The sequence below is a fragment of the Polaribacter sp. Z022 genome, from assembly GCF_023555495.1.
Lineage (GTDB): Bacteria > Bacteroidota > Bacteroidia > Flavobacteriales > Flavobacteriaceae > Polaribacter.
On the sequence record NZ_JALCZO010000003.1, the window covers coordinates 17,471 to 37,795 of the forward strand.

Genomic DNA, 20,325 nt, shown 5'->3' on the forward strand with positions numbered 1-20,325 from the left:
TTATGCAATAGTAACTAAGATGATTCCTATAATTGCTAAAACTACTCCAATTTTGTTTTTTGCACTAAAATGTTCTTTAAATAAAAGTAAACCTACCAGAGTAGAAACAATAACAACACCAACATTATTAATAGTAAAAAGTGTTGAACTTTCAAACCCATCTGTTTGTAGTGCTTTTATTAAAAAAACAATAGAAAAATAATTAGGAACACCTAAAACAATACCAGCAATTATGTTTTTAACACCAAAAGCTTCTCTTTTTTTTAGGGTTTTTATAGCTAAAACTATCAATCCAAAAATTGCTGCAAAACCAAACAAACTTCCAGAAAAAATAGAAACTTCTTCTTTAGGAACGTAATTTACTTCAACAAATTTTAATGTAGTATCTATGGCTCCAGAACCAAAGAACAGTAATATTGGAAACAATAAACTTGCCTTATCTAAATTAGATTTTTCTTCTTTTACAGATGCTAAATATACAGCTGTAAGTGCTATTAAAATTCCTGCTACTTTTAAAATTGTTACAGATTCATTGTATAAAACTATACCAAACAAAATAGGTATTACTACAGACATTTTACCTGCAACAGAAGCTACAGAAACGCCATTATTTTGAGCAGTTTTTGCCATTACAAAAAAGATAGAAACAAATAAAGCTCCTAAAAATGCAGCACCTAAAGCCCATGGCTGTTGATGAACTTCTGATAATGAAACACTTTTTTCTGCCAATACAAAACCTATGATAAAAGCAACTATATAGTTTACAACAATTGCTTTTAAAATATCTACTTTATAAATACCAAAATATTTAAAAATAACAAATAAACCTGTTGCAAAAAGGATACTTAAAACTAAATAAATCAATTCTTATATTTTATGTTTAGTGAATAACTCTGTTACATCTTCTTTACCTGGAATTAAATTCCAAGTATGAATTCCTAACTTATTTGCTGCATCAGTATTTTCTTTTAAATCATCTACAAACAAAGTTTCATCTGCTACTAAATTATTTTCTCTTAAAACAAATTCGAAAATATTTGCGTCAGGTTTTTTAAGATTAATTTCATGTGATAAATAAAACACATTAAAACAATTTTTAAAATCATTGTATAATGCAGTTCCCCAATTTTCTTGAATATGAGAAATATGCATATCGTTTGTATTACTTAATAGCAGTAAATTGTATTTTTTGCTATTTGCAAGCTCTTTTAAAAAGGCTAATCTTTCTTTCGGAAAATCTAACAAAATAGAATTCCATGCAAACACCAATTTTTCTTTAGGAATATTAAATTCTTCAGAAAAATAACCTGTAAAATCTTCGGTAGAAATTAACCCTTTTTCATATTTATGAGCTACAGCCATCATATCATCAGTAATTTCTGTAACTCCTAATTTTTCTAATTCATTAAATGTAGCAGGTTTATCTAGATTGATAAAAATGTCTCCAAAATCAAAAATGATGTTTTTAATCATTTGTATATATTTTTAAAACATCTGTTTTGATGTTTATTTCTTTATAATTTTTTTTATTAAATATAGGTGCTTTTACACCTTGTTTAAAAATTGTTGCTCCAACAAAAACTTTTGCTTCATCCCATAAGTTTTCATCAATAAAGGTTTGTATTGTTTGGGTTCCTCCTTCAATTATAACAGATTGAATATTATGTTTTTGCAATATTTCACAAATTTGAAATGCTAAGTTTTTTGAGAAATCAATAACTTCAAAAAAAGTTAATTTACCATTATTATCAGCACATTTATTTTCTGTGATGACAATTGTTTTTACAGAATCATCAAAAACAGCTAAGTCTTTAGATACTTTTAAAGTTCTATCTAAAACAATTCTTATAGGATTTTCTCCAAACCAGCTTCTAACATTTAATTTAGGATTATCTGCAATAACAGTATTGGTACCAACTAAAATTGCATGCTCTTTACTCCTATATTTATGTACCAATTGTTGTGAATAAGGATTAGAAATCCAAACTGGTTTTTGCTCATCTTTGGTTAAAGGAGCTATAAAACCATCATTTGTTTCTGCCCATTTTAAAACAATATATGGTCGTTTTTTATCTTGAACCGTAAAAAATCGTTTGTGATGTAGTTTACATTCTTCTTCTAACACACCTACAACAACATTAATTCCTGCTTTTTTTAGTCGTTCAATTCCTTTACCAGCAACCAAACTATTAGAATCTACACAACCAATAACTACAGTTTTTAATTGATGTTTTACAATTAAATCTGCACAAGGTGGTGTTTTTCCATAATGAGAACAAGGTTCTAAGGTTACGTAAATTGTTGCTTCTTTTAAAAGCAATTTATTTTTTACAGAGTTTATTGCATTTACTTCTGCATGATTACCACCATAAGGACTTGTAAAACCTTCTCCTATAATTTTATCATTTAAAACTACAACAGCACCAACAGACGGATTTGGTCTTGAAGTACCAATTCCGTTTTTAGCAATTTGCAAACAACGTTTTATGTATTTTTTATGACTGATAATTAAAATTTAATTTCTTGAATATGATCTACAGGATACTCTTTAGAAAATCCAAAAACTTTGTACTCAATATCTCCTTTAAACTGCACCTTTATAGATTTGTTTATTATGGAGTTTAATAAGCCTCCTAAGATTCCGTTTTTATTATTTTCAAATACTTTTTTTGCAGGAATTACAACTACTAATGGAATTACAAATTCCTTTCTTGCAGGTACTTTAAACTCTTCTGAAGAAACTTGTGCAACTTCTGCTCCATTAATAATTACCTTAATTTCATCTGTAGAAATTTCTCCTCCAACATCATTTGGATTTTCAAAAAAGGCTTCTGCTTTTAATCGAATTGTATCCCTTTTAAAAGAAGATATTTTTACATTATCTACCTTTATAAAAACGGGTTGTTTATTAACAGAACAACTAGATATTATTAAAAATAAAAGTAATAAATATAAAAAGTTTTTCATCTTAATTAATTAAAAAATTAGGTAAATTGCTTGCTGCAAAAATACAGTATTAAATGACAAGTCAAGATTTTATCATCAGAGAAATTCAACCTAAAGACAATGCTCAAATGGCAATTGTAATTAGAGAAGTAATTTTAGAAATGGGCGCTCCAAAAACTGGTACTGCTTATGAAGATAAAGCTACTGACCAAATGTTTGAAAATTTTGACAAACCAACATCATTCTATTATGTTGTTGAATACAAAAACAAAGTTGTTGGTGGAGCAGGAATTGCCAAATTAGATAACTTTGAAGGCACTACTTGTGAGCTTCAAAAAATGTACTTTTTGCCTATTGCAAGAGGAAAAGGTTTGGGTTCTAAATTGATAACAACATGTTTAAAAAAAGCTAAAACTTTAGGTTTTGATAATTGTTATTTAGAAACCATGCCATATATGGAAGCTGCAAGAAAGTTATATAAAAAAAATGGTTTTGTTAATCTTGACAAACCCATGGGAAATACTGGACACTATTCTTGTAATGTTTGGATGATAAAAGAATTATGAAAAGAATAATACTCATCTCTTTTTGCTTATTCTTCTTTTTTAACTGTAAAGAAAAACCAACTTACAATCCCTTTGATGATCAATTCGAACTAGATAGAAATGAACTTATAAAAAGTGGAATGGATACAGTAATTGTTGGTTGTGGTTATTATAACCTAACTTTTAAAAGCAAGAAATTTAGTCCTTTTTATCAATATCATTTTGATGATGATAATGAAGTTTTAGCTAAAGGTTTTATTTACATAATTGATTCAATTCATTCAAAAACTAGTAATTTAGACTCTATTAAAAGTTTAAACTACTCTCTTTTAGATATAAACAACAATTTAAAAAAGTTCAATAAAATACTAAAAAAAGAAAATAACAAACTAATAATTAGTAGAATTGATACTGCTAAAAATTTTATACTTGATAAAGGTGTTGATTGGGAAAATAACTCAACTTTTGTAAGAGTTATTAGTTTTTATATCGAAAAAGAATTATGATTTTAAAAGAATTTAGAACACATTTTAACGAAGCACTTTCTAACATTTATCCTAAGACAGAAATTGACACATTCTTTTTTATTTTAATAGAAGAAAAGTTAGATCTGCAAAGAATTGATACTGTTTTAAAACCTGATTTTTTAATCTCTGATGAAATTTTATCTGAATTAAATTTGATAATTGGAAGACTTAAAAATGAAGAACCTTTACAATATATTTTAGGTGAAACTGAATTTTATGGATTGCCTTTTAAAGTTAACAAACACACATTAATACCAAGACCTGAAACTGAAGAATTGGTTGAGTGGGTTATTAATGAAGTCACTGAGTTGCAAAACTACAAAGTTGCAAAGCTAAAAACTACTGTCATTTCGAACGAGGTTGAGAAATCTATAAAAATTTTAGATATTGGTACAGGAACTGGATGTATACCAATTTCTATTGCCAAAAATTTAAATAATGTTGAACTTACTGCTATTGATATAGCTAATGAAGCATTAAAAATTGCAAAAGAAAATGCGGTTTTAAACAATGTAGAAGTTCAGTTTTTAGAGAAAGACATTTTAAAAGCTGAGTGTTTACCTCAACAATTTGATTTTATAATTTCTAACCCTCCTTATGTAAGAGAATTAGAAAAATTTGAAATTAAAAATAATGTTTTAGAAAACGAACCTCATTTAGCTTTGTTTGTTGATGATGAAAACCCTCTAATTTTTTATTCTAAAATTGCAGATTTAGCTAAAAATCATTTAACAAAAAATGGATTGTTATTTTTTGAAATTAATCAATATTTAGGAAAAGAAACTGTTGAAATGCTACAACAAAAAGGTTTTAAAAATATTGAGCTAAAAAAAGATTTATTTGGAAATGACAGAATGATAAAAACAAGTATAAACACCTGATTATTATCATCATATAAAAGAACAAAATAATTTTACTTATATTTACTTTAACCAAACTATCCAAATATTATGTATAAATTATTTTTACTTCGAGAAAAAGATTTTCTAATTCTTAAAAGTTCAATGGGCTAATTTACCTCTAAACTTTATCTTTTTATTTTAATAAAAACCTTTTTACTAAAATTAGTTCATTTAATCCCTCAACAAATTGAATACTAAAACTAACCTAAGACTACTTGTAGTTTTCATAGGTCTTTTCTTTTGTTTTAATACTAATGCAGAAAACTTTGACAATAAACAGAATATTAATTCTGACATTGTTGATTTCGAAATTTCATTTCTAAGAGAAAAAGATATTGAAAACAAAAAAAATATTATTTTAAATACTTATAAAGCATTTCCAAAAAGTAATAATTTTGGTGTACGTAATGGTATATATTGGTTTAAATTAACCATAAACAAGTCTAATTACAAAAAACTTATTGCCTACTTACCAACTCATAATATTAACAAAATAGATATTTATGAATATTCTAATAATAGGTTAAATTATCTATCATCTACAGGAAACACTATTGCACAAAAAGATTTAGCTTTAAATTATAAATTTCCTGCTTTTAAAATTGATAAGAACCTAAATACAACTTATTACTTAAGAGTAGATTTCCCTAAGGAAGCTAACTTTCCCTTATCAATTATTCCTGAAAGAAATTTTATACAGTATATTTCTAATAAACAAACCATTAACAGCTTTTATTATGGTACTTGTATTGTAATAATTTTTATAAACTTATTATTTTTTATCCGTTTTAAAGATAAAAGCTATTTGTACTACCTCTTATTCCTTTCTTGTTTAATGCTAATATTTTTACTTTATGATGGCTCTTTTATCAATTATTTTAGAGGCAACAAATTGTATTTAAAGTTAGAGTTTCTCATACATATATTTGCTGCTATTTGGTTTATGTTATTTTCTATAAATTTTTTAGACCTTAAAAATAAACACCCCTTTTATTCTAAATTATTTTTAATATTCCCTATAGGTATTACCATTTTATATACAGTTTATTTTACTACTAATAACTATACTTTTGCTGCTGCTGGTGATGTTTTTGGAATATTTCTTTTACCTATTTTATGGATGTTTGCAATTTATTACATCAAAAAAATACCTTCTGCTAAATTTTTTGTTTTAGGTTATTTATTATTAATCCCTTTTGCAATATATTTTTTTATTGGTTTTCCTTATGGATTATGGAATGTTAATGGAGAAATGTTAATCATAAAAATTGCTAGTTGGTTAGATATGCTTGTTTTTACCTACGCTTTAAGTTATAAAATGATTAGCCAAAATAAAGAGAGTAAAAAAAGAATTACAGACCTACAACACATTATTAAAAGCTCTAACAAAAGCTACAATTCTAAAGATTTAGAAAAAGACAGTAATCCTTATTTTTCTTTACTTAAAGAAAATATTTTTACATCAATACCATTAACTTTAAGAGAATTGGATATTTTAAAAACAATTTGTGAAGGACATTCTAATACTCAAATTAGTGAAAAACTTTTTATTTCTAAAAATACAGTTAAATACCATATTAGAAATATTTATGCTAAAATAGATGTAAAAAACAGAAATGAATTAAAAGAAAGAATTAAATCAATAGGTAACTAAAGATTAATTGTTGCTGTAAGATTATAAAATTAAACTTTTATAAATATTTTTTTTCTATACATAACATAACCAAGTATCAAATAAAATAATACTACAACAATACCATATAAAAAAGAAGATAGTTTATCTGAAAAAACAGAATTCACAAAAATTGTATTGTATAAATAATTATGAATATTACTTCTCTCTCCTACTTTTATTAGATACATACTTTTTGAAATAAAACTAGACAAAAAGTATATTGTTATTGCATTCATACCAACATACTTAAAAATATTCCCAAACTTTAACCTTTTAATATCTTTTAAATAATAAATCATTGTAAGAATAAGAGTTGCCCAACCACTAGTTACTAAAACAAAACTACTACTCCAAATTGCTTTATTTATTGGAAACCAAATACTAAAAATATAACCAGTAATTAATAAAGAAAAAGCTACTAATAAGAGTGTTTTAATACTTTGTAAATTGTCAAGAAGTTTTCCTATTAGAACTCCAATTAAACAAGTTACAATTGAAGGTAATGTACTTAACAATCCTTCAGGGTCATAATCAGCTTGCCACATATGTTTTCCTAAAATATTAAAATCAATATAATTAGACCAATTATTTAAAGCTCTATCAAAAGTTGGTAAAGTACCATTTGGCAAAGGAATATAACCAACAAACAACCAATAACCTATTAAAACTAAAACACTAAGACTGAATAATACTTTCCAATTAAAATTTAAGTATAATACTGCTGTAATAAAAAAAACAATTCCTATTCTTTGTAAAACACCTAGAAATCGTAGTGTTTCAAAATCTGTAAAAAAAGGAAAATGAGGTATAAATAAATTTAAAAACAAACCTAAACCAAAAAGTTTTAAACTTCTAATACCTATTTTTTTATAAGTAACTTTAGAGTTTTCACTTCTTTTATAGGCAAAGTAAATAGAAATACCTACAATGAATAAAAAGAAAGGAAAAATTAAATCTGTTGGAGTTAATCCATGCCATTCTGCATGCAATAAAGGAGGATAAACACTAGACCAACTTCCTGGAGTATTTACCAAAATCATTAAAGTAATTGTAAAACCTCTTAAAATATCAACAGACTCTATCCTTTTTTTTAGCATGATTGTAGTATCTATTTTAAGCCAATTTTATGACCCCAAAATGCATAATAAAGAATTATAATATAACAAGGTAATAAAATCCAATATCCAAAAGATGATGCTTCTACTAAAGCAGTTACATCGTTAACACCTGTAGTTATTAGTGCTTCCTTTTTATGATCAACTATAGCTCCATATAAAGGAGGTATAATTGCTCCTCCAGAAATAGCCATAATTAATAAAGCTGATGCTGTTTTTGTAAATTTACCTAACCCAGTTAAAGCTAAAGGCCAAATAGCTGGCCAAATTAAAGCATTTGCAATTCCTAGAGCAGCAACAAAAAGCACAGAAGTAAACCCTGTTGTATTTACAATACAAAAAGAAAAAACAATACCTAAAACTGCACTAACTTTTAATGCAAATGATTGACTTATATATTTAGGTATTAAAAAGACACCTAATGCATAAGTTGCAACCATTGCCATTAAAGTATACAAAGTAAAAAATTTAGCATCCTCTACAGGTATGTTTAAAGATATACCATAAGAAATGATTGTATCTCCTGCAATAACCTCTACACCAACATATAGAAACAACGCTAAAACCCCAAGCCACAAATGCGGAAATTGAAATATACTAGATTTTGTTTTCTCTCCATCTTCTGCAATTTCAATTGGTTCTGCCTCAACATTTGGTAAAGGAGCTTTTCTAATTAATATACCTAACAAAAACAATACTATTGCCATTACAATATATGGAGTTATAACACTATCTGCCATTGTATCTAACAAGTTTGCTTTTTCAGTTTCACTAACAACACTTAATTTATCTTGAATACTTTTTATCCCAGATAATAAAATTGCCCCAAAAATTACTGAACCAAGAGCCCCAGCAACTTTATTTGCAATTCCCATGATTGCTATACGTTTAGCAGCACTTTCAATAGGACCTAAAATAGTTATATAAGGATTTGAAGCAGTTTGTAACAAAGTCATACCAATACCTTGAATAAAAATAGCTGTTAGGAACATCCAATAAGTTCTAGCATTGGCAGCAGGAATAAACAATAAAGCTCCAATAGCCATAATTACTAATCCTAAAGACATTCCTTTCTTATATCCTATTTTATTTATGATATAAGATGCTGGTAATGCCATTACAACAAAAGAAATATAAGATGCTGATGCTACTAAATAAGATTGAGCATCTGTAAGCTCATTTATTGTTTTCATAAAAGGAATCAAAGCTCCATTTATCCAAGTAACAAAACCAAAAATAAAAAACAAACCTGCTATAATTATTATGGGAACAAGTGTGTTATTTTTTTGAGTTGGTAATTTTTTATCAATTTGAGACATAAAATATATATGTTAAATAATTTTTAGCTATAAATACATTTGAAATGTACGGATGAAGTAATAAAACTAAAAATTAATTCTACGAATGACATAGAATTAATGTCAAACAGAATTATTTTAGATTCTAAATGTTTTGTTTTTAATCAATGTTTAAAATGATACGTTTTGCATGATTTACGTATTTTCTACCAATAGGTATTTTAGTTGTGCCTATTTCTACCAAATTACCTTCTATACTTTTTACCTTGTCAATAGCAATTGTATATGACCTATGAATTCTAATAAAATTATGATCAGGCAACTCTTCTGTTACACTCGTTAGAGACTTGTGAACCAGATAATTATCTGTAGTCGTAAATACTTTAATGTAATCTTTTAAACTTTCTACATATAAAATATTTTCAAACTTTATTTTTACCAGTTTTTTATCAACTTTTAAGAAAATAAAAGAATCTTTATTTAATTCATCGTCTTTATTTATTCCATTTTGTAAATAAACTTTTTGAGTAATTTTATTAATTGCTTTTAAAAATCTATTAAAGGGTATAGGTTTTACTAGATAATCTAACACATTTAAATCATAACTTTCAACAGCATATTCTCTATAAGCTGTAGTTATGATTACATTAGTTTTAGAGTTTAATGTTTTGGCAAAATCTAAACCATTCATTTTTGGCATATTAATATCCAAAAATAGAACATCAATTTTACCTCCTTCTAATAATGGTAAAGCGTCTATTGGATTATTAAAGGTTTGAATAATTTCAAAATTTTGAAACTCTTTTAAATGATTTTCAACAACTTTAATTGCTAATGGCTCATCATCTATAATTACACATTTTATTTTCATAATTAAATATACAAATTATAACTCTATTGATAATTCTACAATATAGTTTTGTTTTTCTGTTTTAATATTTAAGGTAAACTTATCTTTATATAAGAGTTCTAATCTTCTTAAAACGTTTTGATTTCCTATTCCATGGCTTTTTTTATTCTGAGAATATGAATTATAATTATTAACAACAGTAAATTTCAAAGTATTTTTTCCAACTACTTCAAAATCAATCATAACATTTAATTTATTATTATCAATTGTACCATGCTTAAAACAATTTTCAATAAATGGTAAGAATAATAAAGGAGGAACACTATGTGCTTCTATTTCTCCTTGCATATTTACTTGTACATTTACATTATCTCCATATCTTAATTTTTCTAAATCTATATAATTTTGAATATAATTAATTTCATTTAACAATCTAATTTTTGGTTCTTTAGCATCATATAATATATACTCCATTATTTCTGATAGCTTTAAAACTACTTCTGGTGCTTGATTAGACCTCTCTAAAGTTAAAGCATATAAGTTATTTAATGTATTAAAAAAAAAATGTGGCTGAATCTGTGCTTTTAAAAATTGCAGTTCTGTTTTTAATTGACTTGCTTGTAAAGCTTCTATTCTTTTTCTATCTACTATCCAATCTGTGGTTAACTTAACAGTTGTAGCAAGACCAACATCATAAATTCCAATAAGTGATACAACTAAAATATGATTAAATGCATAAGAACTTTGAGGAGTTTGAGATTCTGGCCATACGTTTTCATTAATAAAAATAAATATCAGTTCAGTTCTTACAACATAAAAAACGGTTAACCCAATTAAAAAAAAGAAAACATAACTTATCAATTTTTTTTTAAAAAGTAATTTGGGCAATAAAAAATAAACATGAAAATAAGCTAATAGCATACCTAAGGTTACAGTAACCATATTAGATTTAAAAGAATACCAATAGTCTTGATAATAGCTTCCCCATCTAATAACATTTAAAAAAAAATACCCAACCCAAAACATAACATGATACTTTAAAGGTATACTATAACTGATATTTTTAAAAGAATTCTTCAATGAAAAAAGGGTTAAAATTAGAACTAAAGAATGTAAATATAAGACATTAAAAAAATAAATAAAATTACATTTTTTATCAAAAAACGATTAATCAGTTAATCAATGTCATTCATTGTTCATTTAATGTTGTTTGTATATTAAATTTCTTTTTAACATTAATATAAATCTATTTTTATCAAAAATTAATTTAACTTAATTCATTTACATGAAAAAAATTTACACAATACTAATTGCTGTTTTTTCTTTTGTTTTGACATTAAATGTACAAGCACAAGAAAAAAGTATTTCTGGTACTGTAACATCTAAATCAGATGGTACAACTTTACCAGGAGTAAGCGTTGTTGTACAAGGTACAACAAGAGGAACAGAAACAGATTTTGATGGTAAGTATACTATTAAAGCTTCTGTTGGAGATATTTTAAGCTTTTCATTTTTAGGTATGAAGGCTAAAACAGTTACAATTTTAGGTAACACAACTACAATAAATGTTGTCCTAGAAGATGATGCTGATCAATTAGATGAAATTGTAGTTACTGCACTTGGTATAAAAAAATCAAGAAAATCATTAACTTATTCTGCACAAGACATTAATGCAGATGAACTTAACAAAGTAAAACAAACCAACCCTGTTAATAGTTTATCTGGTAAGGTTTCTGGTGTAGCAATTACTAAAAGTGCTTCTGGAGCTGGTGGTTCTGTAAAAGTTGTTTTAAGAGGTAATTCATCTATTGGAAATAACCAACCTCTTTATGTTGTAGATGGTATTCCTTTATCAAACCCTAGTTCTGGACAACCTGGAGATACTTTTGGAGACATTAATGGTGGTAACAAAGATGGTGGAGATGCATTATCTTTAATCAACCCAGATGATGTTGAATCTTTAACAGTTTTAAAAGGAGCTTCTGCATCTGCTTTATATGGTAGTGCTGGTTTAAATGGAGTTATATTAATAACTACTAAAAAAGGTAAAAGTGGAGCTTTTAAAGTTGATGTTTCTACAAATTTAACTGTAGAAAACGCTGCTTACACTATGGATTTTAACCCTGATGCACAAAACAATATAGATTCATTTTTAAGTACAGGTGTTACAAGTATTAATTCTTTCTCTGTATCTGGAGGAACAGAAAAAGCACAAACTTACTTTTCATATAGTAACACTTCTGCTTCTGGTATTTTACCAACTAACAAATTAAACCAACACACTTTTAATGTTAGAGAAACTGCAAAATTTTTAAAAGATAAAGTAACATTAAACGCTAGTGTTATGGCTTCTACTCAAAAAATAAAAAACAGACCAGTTTCTGGATTATACTTTAATCCTTTAGTAGGTGTTTACGGTTTTGAGTCTACAACTGAAGCTTTATCTGACTATTCAACTTTCGAAGAGTTTGATGCAAATAGAAACATTATGTCTCAAAGATGGTTCAGAGGAACTTCTGACATTGAACAAAATCCATATTGGATTATAAATAGAAATGCTTCTGAAGACAATAATCAAAAATTAGTAGCTTCTTTAAATTTAAACTTTGAAATTAACGATTGGTTATCAATACAAACAAGAGGTACTTATGACAAATCTTTATTAGATTTTAATAAGAAAATTTACGCTACAACAGAAGCTACTTTAGCACCATTAAATGGTAGATATATTGTAACTAAAAATGATTACACACAATTATATGGTGATATTTTAGCAAATATAAACACTAAAGTTAACGATAAAGTTTCTGTAACAGGAGTAGTTGGTTTAAGTACTACTAGAACTACAACAGAAAACTTCTCTGGAGATTCTGGAACAAATGGTGGTTTACAATTTGCAAATGTTTTTGCTTTTCAAAACTTTAATGCTAATGCTTCTGTAGCTTTTACAGAAAATTCTTACGAAACTAGAGGTAGTTCTATATTTGCAAGTGCAACTGTGGGTATAAACGATAATATTTTTGTAGATCTTACTGCTAGAAACGATTGGACTTCTACATTACCTGAAGAAAACAATTCTTTCTTTTACCCATCTGTAGGTGTAACAGGTATTTTAAGCGATCTTTTTGATTTAGGTGAAAAAGTATCTTATGCAAAAGCTAGAGTTTCTTATGCTGAAGTTGGTAATGGTTTTGCTGCAGATCAAATTAGTCCAAATAGATCAATAAATTTTGGTGGTGGAGTTAACAACACTGACCCTTTAAGACCTTTTCCTGGTACAACTCCAAAACCAGAAAGACAAAGCTCTTATGAAATTGGTACAGAATGGAAATTCTTTGATAATAGATTTGGTTTTGACTTAGGATACTACCATACAAGTACTGTTAACCAATACTTTAGAGTACCTGTATCTACAACTATTGTAGCTTCTGGTGAGGCTGGGTTAAATGCTGGTGATATTGTAAACAAAGGTATAGAAGCTTCTGTATTTGCTACTCCATTTAAAGGAGAAGATTTTACATGGACAACTACTTTTAATTTCTCTTCAAATAAAAATGAAATATTATCTATTACAGACGCTAATGTACAAGGTTTAATTCCTACAGATTTCTTTACAATATCTCCAAAAGGAGTAAATACTTTTGGTTCTTATTTAGTTGAAGGTGGTTCATTTGGTGATATTTATGCACAAGTAGTAAAAAGAGATGCAAATGGTGTTGCTATTGTAGATAATGGAGCAGTAATTGCTGATGATACAAACTTAGTTGATGGATTAACAAAAGTTGGTAATGCTAACCCAGATTTTAATTTAGGTTGGAATAACTCTTTTGAATACAAAAACTTCACTTTAGATTTCTTAATTGATGGTAAATTTGGAGGTGAAACTATAAGTATGACAGAAGCTATTGTAGAAGGTTTTAGTAACAACTCTGCAAGAGAAACTGCAAACGGATCTGTTGCTGTAGTAGATTTAAATGGAACCGCTTCAACATTAACTGCTCAAGAATATTATGGTAAAGTAGGTGGTAGAAATGGATTTACTGGAGAATATGTATATAGTGCTACTAATGTAAGATTAGCTGAATTTGCAGTTGGGTACAACTTTAACTTATCTGATAATTCTTTCTTTAAAAGAGTTAAAGCATCTTTAGTTGGAAGCAACTTATTTTTCTTTTACAAAGATGCTCCACATGATCCTAACCTTTCTTTGAGTACAGGAAATGCATTACAAGGTGTTGATGTATTAGGGTTACCATCTTCTAGAAGTGTAGGTTTAAATATTAATTTAACATTCTAAAAATAACAAAATGAAAAATATAAATAAATTATTTTCTTGCGTAGTTATATTAGGACTTTTTGTTACTTCTTGTAGTGATTTAGAACAATATAATATAAACGATAAAAACATATCAGATGAGCAATTAGAGGTAGATTTTCAACATGTTGGATCTAAGTATAAGCCTATTTTTGAAAGCATTTACCAATACTCACCTGCTTGGTCTTATCAATTACAACAAAACTTAAATGCAGATGTGTATTCTGGTTATTTAACAAACCCAAGGCCTTTTGTTGCAGGTGCTAATAACACTACCTATAGTTTAGTTAGTGGATGGAATAATTTTATTTGGTCTGTACCTTATTCTAATGTAATGAATAATGTAAAATCGATTAGTGATTTAACTAAAGATGATTTCCCTACTTTATATGGAACCGCGTTAATATTAAAGGTAGCTGCAATGCACAGAGTTTCTGATGTATTTGGTCCAATTGTATATTCTAACTTTGGAGACTTAACAAACCCTGGAGTATATGATTCTCAACAAGAAGCATATAACGCTTTTTTTACAGATTTAGATACTGCTGTTGCAAATTTATCTGCAAATTTAGATAGTCCTAGATTTACTGCATTCGATTTATCTTATGGAGGAGATTATAAACAATGGGTAAAACTTGCAAACTCATTAAGATTACGTTTAGCTATCAGAATTTCTAAAGTAGATCCTGCTAAAGCTAAAATTGAAGGTGAAAAAGCATTAAGTCAAGCTTCTGGTTTAATGGTTGGTAATGAAGATGGATTTTTTGTTAACGGTACTTTAGACCATCCTTTATCTGTAATAGATAATTCTTGGGGAGATATAAGAATGAATGCTTCTATGGAATCTATTTTAACAGGTTATAGCGACTCAAGAGCAAATAGTTATTTTGATGCCCCTACAAGCGTAAGTGGTTCTGTTAAAGGAGTTCGTGGAGGATTACCATTGTTAAGTGGTTATGCAGATGAACTAGAACAAAAAGCAGATTATATTGGTTTTTCAGCTATTAATGATGGTATTCATACTCCAAAAGTTCAACTAATGACAACAGCTGAAGTAGCTTTCTTAAAAGCAGAAGCAGCATTAAGAGGTTGGTCTGGAGCTGGTGATGCAAAAGCTAATTACGAAATGGGTATTATGTTATCTTTTCAACAACATGGAGCTAGTGGAGCTGCAGCATACATTGCAGATAACACTTCAAAACCTTCAGATTATGTAGATCCTGTTAATCCGTCAAATAATATTGCTGCAATGAGTACTATTACTATTGCTTGGGATGCAGCTGCAACTAATGAAGAAAAGTTAGAAAAAATTATTACTCAAAAATGGATTGCAATGTTCCCTGAAGGACAAGAAGCATGGAGTGAGTATAGAAGAACAGGTTACCCAAAAATTTTCCCTGTTGTAAGTAATCAAAGTGGTGGTACTGTTGATACAAATATCCAAATTAGAAGAATTCCTTTTGTTGATAGTGAAAAATCTACAAATGCAGAAGGTGTTGCAAATGCAACTTCTCTTTTAGGAGGTGCAGATAATGGTGGTACAAGGTTATGGTGGGATACTGGTGCTCCTAACTTTTAACAAAAAACAATTTAGTTAATTATTACAGCCAGAGATATTGAAATATATTTCTGGCTGTTTTTTGTATGCTATTTTATGTTTTTGGTCGAATAAATTCTTAAAAAAAATATAGCAGAACTACTTTTATAGAAACAAAAATAAACAGTTTAAAAAAACATTATGCTTCAACAATTACAAACAAAACACCAACCTGTAGGTCAATTTGAAGATACTAGATTTGAAAAAATTCACAATGTAACTTATAATTCTTCTTTAGAAGCATCTAACTTGGTTGCTAAAGAAATTGCAGATTTAATTAAAGAAAAACAAAAAGAAAACAAAAACTGTGTTTTAGGTTTGGCAACCGGTTCATCTCCTATAAAAGTTTATGAAGAACTTGTTAGAATGCATAGAGAAGAAGGTTTAAGTTTTGAAAACGTAATTACATTTAATTTAGATGAATACTTCCCTATGGATAGAAATAACATTCAAAGTTATTTTTATTTCATGCATGAACATTTGTTTAATCATGTTAATATTTTACCAGAAAATATTAACATACCTAATGGTACAGTTTCTATTGATGATTTATACCAATATTGTATTGATTATGAGATGAAAATTAAAGCTGTTGGAGGACTAGATTTTCAACTTTTAGGAATTGGTAGAACTGGTCATATTGGTTTTAATGAACCTGGTTCTCACTTAAATTCTGGAACAAGAATTATAACCTTAAATCATATAACAAGAGTAGATGCAGCTCCTGCTTTTTTAGGTATTGAAAACGTGCCAAGAAAAGCAATAACTATGGGTATAGGTACTGTTAGAGATGCAAAAAGAATTGTTCTTTTAGCATGGGGAGCAAATAAGAGTAAAATAATAAAAGAAACAATTGAAGGAGAAATTAGCTCTTTAGTACCTGCAACTTACCTACAACAGCATAATAATACAACTTTTGTTATGGATGAAGATGCTTCATCAGAATTAACACGTATTAAAACACCATGGTTAGTTAAATCTTGCTTTTGGAATGATGATTTAAAACTTAAAGCTGTTACATGGTTAAGTAACCTATTAAAAAAACCAATTTTAAAACTAACAGACAAAGAGTACAATGATCATGGAATGTCTGGTTTATTAACAGAAGAAGGAACAGCTTATGATTTAAACATAAAAATGTTTAATAAACTGCAACATACTATTACAGGTTGGCCTGGGGGAAAACCTTTTGCTGATGATTCTAACAGACCAGAAAGAGCAACTCCTAGTAGAAAAAGAGTAATTATTTTTAGTCCTCATCCAGATGATGATGTTATTTCTATGGGAGGTACTTTTGATCGATTAGTACAACAAGGCCATGAAGTTCATGTGGTTTATCAAACCTCTGGAAACATTGCAGTTTCAGATGAAGAAGCATTAAAGTTTGCAGAAATTTCTAAGGAGATTAATTCAGATTCTCAAAAAATAAATGATATCATAAAGTTTATTAAAAATAAAAAGGGAAATGATGTTATAGATTCTTTAGATGTTAGAAAATTAAAAGGTTCTATTAGAAAAAGTGAATCATTAGCAGCAACTAGATATTTTGATTTACCAGATGAAAATGTTCACTTTTTAAACCTACCCTTTTATGAAACTGGAACTATAAAAAAAGGAAATCTTTCTCAAGATGATGTAGATATAATGAAGAGTATTATTGATGCTGTTAAACCACATCAAATATATGCAGCTGGAGATTTAGCAGATCCTCATGGAACACATAAAGTTTGTTTAGATGCACTTTTTGCTGCTTTAGAAGAAATGAAATCTGAAAAAGAATATATGAAAGATTGTTGGGTTTGGTTGTACAGAGGTGCTTGGCATGAGTGGGATTCTCACGAAATTGAAATGGCAGTACCTATGAGTCCAGATCAAGTATTAAGAAAAAGGCATGCTATTTTTTATCATCAATCTCAAAAAGATGGTGTTATGTTTCAAGGAGATGATTCTAGAGAGTTTTGGGTAAGAGTTGAAGACAGAAACAGGTTAACTGCAAAAAAATACAATGATTTAGGTTTAACAGATTATGCAGCAATAGAAGCATTTAAAAGATACCATTTTTAAAATTGAAAAAACTATTTTTACTTATAATTATTAGTGTAGGTTTTATTACATGTAATAAAAAAAAGAGCTTTAGCTCAAAAAATAAAATTGAAGGTACCTGGAAAATGATATATGCAGAAATTGTTGAAAACGATTCTGTAAAACTAAAAGATTTGTCAAATACAACATTTATCAAAATTATTAATAACAATCATTTTTCATTTTTTAATCAAGAAATATCTGGAAATAAAAACTTTTATAGTGGGGCTGGTTCTTATACTTTAATTGGTCAAAATTATACAGAAACATTAAGTTTTACAAAACTAGAAACAATAAGGAATCATCAATTTTCATTTAATATTGTATTTAATGGAGATACATTAATACAATCTGGAACTGAAAAAGTAAAAGCTGCTGGAATTAATAGATATATTGTAGAAAAATATTTAAAAATTAACTAATGAAAAAAATTGTTCTAATTATTTTAATGAGTGTTATTCACCAATCTATAAGCTCTCAAATTAAACCTTCAGAAAAATATAATTTGATGCCTTGGCCTCAACATATTTTAGAAAACAAATCTGTTTTTAAAATAGATAAAAGTTTAACTATTGGAATTTTTGGAGAAGATACTGAAAAGAGAGTTGAAAAAGCTTCAATTAAATTTTTAAGAAGATTAGCTAATAGAACAGGAGTATTTATTGACAAAGGTTTTCCTATTAAAGAAAAAAAAGCTTCAATTATAATAAATTTCGATACTGTTTCTGTATTAAATATTAATAATAATGAAAGTTATTCTTTAGATATTCAAAAAGATAAAATCTTAATTAATGCAAAAACTGATGTTGGGGTTTTAAGAGGTTTAGAAACACTTTTACAATTAGTAAACTTTAACAAAAATGAATATTATTTTGAAGGAGTTTCTATAAAAGATTCACCTAGATTTGTTTGGAGAGGACTAATGATTGATGCTGCTCGTCATTTTCAACCAGTAGCTGTAATAAAACGTAATTTAGATGCAATGGCTTCTGTAAAATTAAATGTTTTTCATTGGCACTTAACAGATGACCAAGGGTTTAGAGTAGAATCTAAAGTGTTTCCTAAGTTACAAGAAATTGCAGCTGATGGTTTATTTTACACACAAGAACAGATAAAAGATGTTGTAAAATACGCTTCTAACTTAGGTATTAGAGTTGTGCCAGAATTTGATGTTCCTGGTCATGCTTCAGCTATATTAGCAGCTTATCCAGCATTGGGTAGTAAAGATAATTACAAATATAATGTTGAACGTTATTCTGGAGTTTTTGACCCCACTTTAAACCCTAGTAAAGAAGTAACTTATTTATTCTTAGAAACATTATTTAGAGAAATAGCTCCACTATTCCCTGATGAATATTTTCATATAGGAGGAGATGAAAACGAAGGTAAACATTGGGACTCTAATAAAGAAATTCAAGATTTTAAGAAAAAAAACAATTTAAAATCCAATCATGATTTACAAACTTATTTTAATATTAAGCTAGAAAAAGTTTTAAATAAATTAGGAAAAAAATTAATGGGTTGGGATGAAATTTTAACGCCTTCAACTCCAAAAACATCGGTTATTCATTCATGGAGAGGGAAACATGAAGGATTAGAACAAAGCACATTAATTGAAGCTGCAAAAAAAGGATATCAAGCTGTACTTTCTGCAGGTTACTATATAGACAGAATGCTTTCTGTAGATCAACATTATTCTGTAGACCCTATAGGTAATGCTATTTTAACCAAAGAAGAACGTAAAAGAGTTTTAGGTGCTGAAGCAACAATGTGGAGTGAACTTGTTACACCATTAACAATAGATTCTAGAATTTGGCCTAGAACAGCAGCAATAGCAGAACGCTTTTGGTCTTCTAAAAAAGTTATTGATATTAAAAATATGCGAAAAAGATTGAAAGTAATTAACTTTCAACTAGAAGAAATAGGCATTACACATCTTAGAAATAAAAATGTTATTTTAAGAAACATAAGTAATAACACAGAAAATGGTTCTTTAGAAACATTAACTAAAATTTGCGAACCTCTAAAAGTTTATTCTAGAAACAAAGGAGGTACAGAATATAAAACTTTTTCACCTTTTACACTTTTTGCTGATGCTTGTAGTGCTGATGCAGAAGATGCTCTAGTTTTTAACAATTTGGTAGTTTCATATGTAAAAAATAGAGATGCTAAAAGTTTAAACAAAATTATAATACACCTAAACATTTGGATTAAAAATCATAATGATTTTAAACAATTAGACCATAATCCTATTATTGAATCTTTAACAGCTTTATCTAAAAACACTTCAGAGGTATCTAAGTTATTACTTGATGCAATTCTTAATAAAAAAATATCAAATAAAAATATTTCTAAAGGAGAAAAACTGATAGAAAAACTTAAAACTCCTACAGAAGATGTAGAGGTTGTTATTGTTGAATCGTTTAATAAACTATTGTATTTCTGTAAAAAGAATTACTTAAAAAGATAGCAT

General features: G+C 27.7%; 17 protein-coding genes. 9 read left to right on the forward strand and 8 right to left on the reverse strand.

Features of this window, described 5'->3' with window-relative positions:
- The 4 genes from MPF13_RS06905 to MPF13_RS06920 are packed head-to-tail and all read right to left on the reverse strand — an operon-like array spanning position 1 to position 2,967.
- Entirely contained in the window at positions 1-864 is an 864-nt protein-coding gene (locus tag MPF13_RS06905; RefSeq protein WP_249981628.1) for an EamA family transporter, read from the reverse strand.
- Between the two features lie 3 nt (positions 865-867).
- A complete protein-coding gene (locus tag MPF13_RS06910; protein ID WP_249981629.1) occupies positions 868-1,473 on the reverse strand; it encodes an HAD family hydrolase in 606 nt (201 codons plus the stop codon).
- Complete coding sequence (gene ribD / locus MPF13_RS06915) at positions 1,466-2,476, reverse strand: bifunctional diaminohydroxyphosphoribosylaminopyrimidine deaminase/5-amino-6-(5-phosphoribosylamino)uracil reductase RibD (RefSeq protein WP_502924196.1); 1,011 nt, start codon at positions 2,474-2,476, stop codon at positions 1,466-1,468. Before ribD ends, MPF13_RS06910 begins: the two co-directional genes overlap by 8 nt.
- A gap of 32 nt (positions 2,477-2,508) precedes the next feature.
- Positions 2,509-2,967 (reverse strand): LEA/WHy family protein, encoded by a 459-nt coding sequence (locus tag MPF13_RS06920; protein ID WP_249981630.1) that lies wholly within the window; start codon positions 2,965-2,967, stop codon positions 2,509-2,511.
- A gap of 53 nt (positions 2,968-3,020) precedes the next feature.
- Between MPF13_RS06920 and MPF13_RS06925 the strand changes: the two genes are divergently transcribed.
- From MPF13_RS06925 to MPF13_RS06940, 4 genes are all read left to right on the forward strand, one after another.
- Positions 3,021-3,512, forward strand: a complete 492-nt coding sequence (locus MPF13_RS06925) for a GNAT family N-acetyltransferase (protein ID WP_249981631.1) — start codon at positions 3,021-3,023, stop codon at positions 3,510-3,512.
- Positions 3,509-3,997, forward strand: a complete 489-nt coding sequence (locus MPF13_RS06930) for a hypothetical protein (protein WP_249981632.1) — start codon at positions 3,509-3,511, stop codon at positions 3,995-3,997. The genes MPF13_RS06925 and MPF13_RS06930 overlap by 4 nt, the downstream gene beginning before the upstream one ends.
- Positions 3,994-4,899 (forward strand): peptide chain release factor N(5)-glutamine methyltransferase, encoded by a 906-nt coding sequence (gene prmC, locus MPF13_RS06935; protein WP_249981633.1) that lies wholly within the window; start codon positions 3,994-3,996, stop codon positions 4,897-4,899. Before MPF13_RS06930 ends, prmC begins: the two co-directional genes overlap by 4 nt.
- Before the next feature lie 208 nt (positions 4,900-5,107).
- The gene (locus tag MPF13_RS06940) at positions 5,108-6,574 is read left to right on the forward strand and encodes a 7TM diverse intracellular signaling domain-containing protein (RefSeq protein ID WP_249981634.1); all 1,467 of its coding nucleotides are present in this window, start codon (positions 5,108-5,110) and stop codon (positions 6,572-6,574) included.
- A 29-nt stretch (positions 6,575-6,603) separates the two neighbouring features.
- On the opposite strand, the gene MPF13_RS06945 is transcribed toward MPF13_RS06940, so the two are convergent.
- The 4 genes from MPF13_RS06945 to MPF13_RS06960 form a co-directional block, all read right to left on the reverse strand.
- Positions 6,604-7,692, reverse strand: coding sequence for an acyltransferase family protein (locus MPF13_RS06945; RefSeq protein WP_249981635.1), 1,089 nt, complete (start codon positions 7,690-7,692; stop codon positions 6,604-6,606).
- 11 nt (positions 7,693-7,703) lie between these two features.
- Complete coding sequence (locus MPF13_RS06950; protein ID WP_249981636.1) at positions 7,704-9,029, reverse strand: sugar MFS transporter; 1,326 nt, start codon at positions 9,027-9,029, stop codon at positions 7,704-7,706.
- 139 nt (positions 9,030-9,168) lie between these two features.
- Positions 9,169-9,879 (reverse strand): LytR/AlgR family response regulator transcription factor, encoded by a 711-nt coding sequence (locus tag MPF13_RS06955; RefSeq protein WP_249981637.1) that lies wholly within the window; start codon positions 9,877-9,879, stop codon positions 9,169-9,171.
- A gap of 15 nt (positions 9,880-9,894) precedes the next feature.
- The gene (locus MPF13_RS06960; RefSeq protein ID WP_249981638.1) at positions 9,895-10,938 is read right to left on the reverse strand and encodes a sensor histidine kinase; all 1,044 of its coding nucleotides are present in this window, start codon (positions 10,936-10,938) and stop codon (positions 9,895-9,897) included.
- 205 nt (positions 10,939-11,143) lie between these two features.
- Between MPF13_RS06960 and MPF13_RS06965 the strand changes: the two genes are divergently transcribed.
- The 5 genes from MPF13_RS06965 to MPF13_RS06985 all read left to right on the forward strand — a co-directional run bounded on the left by MPF13_RS06965 (position 11,144) and on the right by MPF13_RS06985 (position 20,322).
- Positions 11,144-14,155, forward strand: coding sequence for a TonB-dependent receptor domain-containing protein (locus MPF13_RS06965; RefSeq protein ID WP_249981639.1), 3,012 nt, complete (start codon positions 11,144-11,146; stop codon positions 14,153-14,155).
- Positions 14,156-14,165: 10 nt separating this feature from the next.
- Positions 14,166-15,752: a RagB/SusD family nutrient uptake outer membrane protein gene (locus MPF13_RS06970; protein ID WP_249981640.1), complete on the forward strand. Its 1,587-nt coding sequence runs from the start codon at positions 14,166-14,168 to the stop codon at positions 15,750-15,752.
- Between the two features lie 159 nt (positions 15,753-15,911).
- Entirely contained in the window at positions 15,912-17,834 is a 1,923-nt protein-coding gene (nagB, locus tag MPF13_RS06975; RefSeq protein ID WP_249981641.1) for a glucosamine-6-phosphate deaminase, read from the forward strand.
- Positions 17,835-17,836: 2 nt separating this feature from the next.
- Complete coding sequence (locus MPF13_RS06980) at positions 17,837-18,274, forward strand: hypothetical protein (RefSeq protein ID WP_249981642.1); 438 nt, start codon at positions 17,837-17,839, stop codon at positions 18,272-18,274.
- The gene (locus MPF13_RS06985; protein ID WP_249981643.1) at positions 18,274-20,322 is read left to right on the forward strand and encodes a beta-N-acetylhexosaminidase; all 2,049 of its coding nucleotides are present in this window, start codon (positions 18,274-18,276) and stop codon (positions 20,320-20,322) included. Before MPF13_RS06980 ends, MPF13_RS06985 begins: the two co-directional genes overlap by 1 nt.
- Positions 20,323-20,325: the final 3 nt, after the last annotated feature.